Annotated in this window: 3 protein-coding genes; all 3 read left to right on the top strand. The window is 38.5% G+C overall.

Annotated elements, in window-relative coordinates; all coding sequences use genetic code 11:
- Nucleotides 1-70: 70 nt before the first annotated feature.
- From BLR42_RS22140 to BLR42_RS22130, 3 genes are read left to right on the top strand one after another with little or no spacing between them, the layout of a single operon-like run.
- Nucleotides 71-1198 (top strand): radical SAM/SPASM domain-containing protein, encoded by a 1128-nt coding sequence (locus BLR42_RS22140; RefSeq protein WP_091873888.1) that lies wholly within the window; start codon nt 71-73, stop codon nt 1196-1198.
- A complete protein-coding gene (locus BLR42_RS22135) occupies nt 1195-2346 on the top strand; it encodes a zinc ribbon domain-containing protein (RefSeq protein WP_091873885.1) in 1152 nt (383 codons plus the stop codon). Before BLR42_RS22140 ends, BLR42_RS22135 begins: the two co-directional genes overlap by 4 nt.
- 36 nt (nt 2347-2382) lie before the next feature.
- On the top strand, nt 2383-3033 hold the full coding sequence (locus BLR42_RS22130) for a hypothetical protein (RefSeq protein ID WP_091873883.1): 651 nt from the start codon (nt 2383-2385) through the stop codon (nt 3031-3033).
- Nucleotides 3034-3141: the final 108 nt, after the last annotated feature.

The raw sequence follows: 3141 nt of genomic DNA, 5'->3' as shown, positions 1-3141 counted from the left end.
ATGATCCATTTTATAGAATAAAGCCGTTTATGCTTATAAATGGCTTTACGGATGCGAGAAGCACAAAGACATGGGTGAAAGCAAAGGATTAAATAAGAAGGTAGGGAAAAAAATGTACCATCCAATCAAAGAAAAGAATATGCAGGCTTTAGCGGCCTATCAGAGGCAGTTATGGAAGAATCCTAAGCTCACCTTTTTATTTTTTGAGTTGACGGACAGATGTAATCTGAACTGTATGCATTGTGGAAGCAGCTGCTTAAATACCAACGCGACATATCTTGATTTTGAAGTGATTAGTAGGACTTTGAAGGAAGTATCCGAGCGGTATGATCCAAAGCAAATTATGATATGCGTTACCGGCGGAGAACCGATGCTTCATCCGGATTTTATTAAGGTTATCGCAGCATCTCATGATTTAGGATTCCCGGTAGGGATAACCACAAATGGAACACTGATTGATGACGAAATGGCTGAGAACCTGAAAAAGGCAGGGCTGGATACGGTAGCGATTAGTATTGATGGCTTGGAAGAAGCACATGATGCTTTTAGGAGAAGTCCTGGTGCATTCAGGAAAGCAATGCAGGGAGTAAAGGCGCTGAAGCGAGTGGGAATAGAACCTCAGGCACTTACAGTTATCCATAAAAACAATTTTGACCAACTAGAGGATATTTATAACTTTGTTAAAGCAGAGGACTTTTATTCATGGCGTGTTGTAAATATGGATCCTATAGGCAGGGCAAAAGAGCATGAAGATTTACTCCTTGATGGAGAACAGCTCAGAGGATTATACGATTTTATCCATGAAAAACGTTTTGATCCTGATAATGATATGGATGTTACATACGGATGCTCACATTTTGTTACATATGAGTATGAAAACGAGCTTCGCGACTACTACTTTCAGTGTGGAGCCGGTACAAAGATAGCGAGCATTAGAGCTAATGGTGACATTGTTGCTTGTCTTGATATTGAAAGAAGGCCGGATCTTGTGCAGGGAAACGCATACAAGGACAGTTTCTGTGATGTATGGGAGAACAGATTCGATAGATTCCGAAGTGATCGTACTGCGGAAAGTGCTGTTTGTAAGGATTGTCCACATAAAGGCGTTTGCATGGGAGATTCTGCACATACCTGGGATTATGATGCAAGTGAACCGCTGTATTGTGTTTTAAAAATGATAGGAGATAGAGCGGAATGACTTTACAGATACCCAAAACAGATAAGGATTATATTTTGATGGTAAATAGGGCAGAGCTTTATGAAAAGGCTCTGGAACTTGGATATGACGCGGTAATATATCCGGATAAGTCTGATTTTGATGATGACGACATAAAAGCAATAGAAGAATCAGGAAAGTTTCTTGTTTGTGTTTTTTATTCGGATGAAATGTCTGTAGATAGCAGACTTGAAGGATGGTATAAGAAATTTCATAATTCAAAAATAAAAAGAAGAACCATTAGTTTTGTAGATGAAATTGAAGACGAGGACAGATTTCTTTCCTTAAACGTACTTGCTGATAAATACTTTATGACGGTTGAACATATGGAAAGATATCTGGAAAGCGAGGGATATATCCCTACAGATGATTATGAAAACAAGTGCGGTAATTGTCATAAACAACTGAGAACCGGAGAGAAATACTGTAAATATTGTGGAACAAAGCGTGGAGAAGGAGCGTTTCTTCCATATACCAACAGCATGGAAGTGCTATATGGGGCTCCAATCAAAATAAAGAAAAAATGCAAAAAGTGTGGAAATATTTGGATAGAATATGAGTTTGGTAGGGAGACTATAAAGTATTGCCCTAAATGCGGAGATTCCCAAGACAAAACCACGACAATGGAAGAAAGGCGCACGGACTTACTCTTTAGTTATTTTGGTTCTGATTCCCCATATGATGAAAAAGACAGGCCAAAGTTCCTTACGGAAGATCAGGTAATAAGTATCTTAAATAGCCGGAAGGAAATAGGAGACAATTACAATATCGGCGATAAAGAAGTGGCAAAAGTTATTGATGATGCAGGCATTAAAACAGAATTAAGAGTCAAAGATGATATTGTACCAAAGACTGAGGCTGAGGCAGATATGCTTAACCTCGTAAGAGAAATATTAAAAACAAGCGGCACGGATATTCATGCCTATCCCGGAGTGAAGTGCCCTCATTGCGGCTCATCAATGATCGCTGCGATTGATTATGGGAATGAGGATGAAAGTCAGTTTATCGTGGCATCGAAAGAAAAGGATCCTGTGAAAATTTGCGTTGCAAGTCATACAGGATTGCTTAATGATCAAACAAAAAAACCAGCATTTTTATGTATGTGTTGTAGCGAAGAGTTTGGCTGCTAGCGAGTGGCGAACTCATCAACAAGGGAAGGTGGCAATATGCAGTTATCTTTACCAATTACTGAAAAAGAATACTATCTGATTGTGAATAAAAAGGAGATTTATGACAGAGCGCAAGAGTTAGGTGCACGGCAGGTCATTCTGTTTGAGAGAGACAAGTTTGATGCTGATGATGTAGCAGCGCTTAATAATACTGACAAGCAGGTAGTTTTTGCGTTCTTTTGTGATAAAGACGATAAAGCACTTCATCATTTGGTCTGCCAGCTGGAGCCATATATTCCATATTATTCGCTTAAGGAGGACACCGCTTTTTATAACGAATTCAGATATGAGAGTATTGATGCAGTTGTAAGGAGTCTTAAGGGGATTATTAAAATTATTGAATATGATCTGAAAGATGATGGACTCATTTCTACTACAGATTATAAGAACCGATGCGGTAATTGTCATTCTGTACTGGATACAGGAGATAAGTATTGTAAGTATTGTGGAACAAAGCGTGGTGAAGGTGCATTTAAGCCATATCGAAATGTCTCTTACGGATTGTATGGACCATGTGGAACTTATTTTTATAAATGTCATAATTGCGGGAAAATATTTGAGTACTGGACTATTGGCTCAAGTGATGTAAAGAATTGTCCTTCCTGTGGGAGCGAGGTTGAGGAGACAGATTATAAGGAAGATGAGTAATTAAAATATATAATTAATCCTGAATTATTCACGGCAATAGATTAAAATCGCTCCAATGCCGCATGTTTACTGGTACTAAAAAACTTATTCTTCTCACCAAAAAAGTGA

Origin of the sequence: Butyrivibrio sp. INlla16 (assembly GCF_900104155.1) — a bacterium.
Taxonomy (GTDB): Bacteria; Bacillota; Clostridia; order Lachnospirales; family Lachnospiraceae; genus Butyrivibrio.
Note: the sequence above shows the minus strand (reverse complement) of the source record. Positions and strands in the feature narration are given on the sequence as shown.

Excerpts from the sequence above, each read along its gene's own strand:
- BLR42_RS22140 (WP_091873888.1), top strand. The coding sequence starts at position 71 with ATGGGTGAAAGCAAAGGATTAAATAAGAAGGTAGGGAAAAAAATGTAC.
- BLR42_RS22135 (WP_091873885.1), top strand. The coding sequence starts at position 1,195 with ATGACTTTACAGATACCCAAAACAGATAAGGATTATATTTTGATGGTA.
- BLR42_RS22130 (WP_091873883.1), top strand. The coding sequence starts at position 2,383 with ATGCAGTTATCTTTACCAATTACTGAAAAAGAATACTATCTGATTGTG.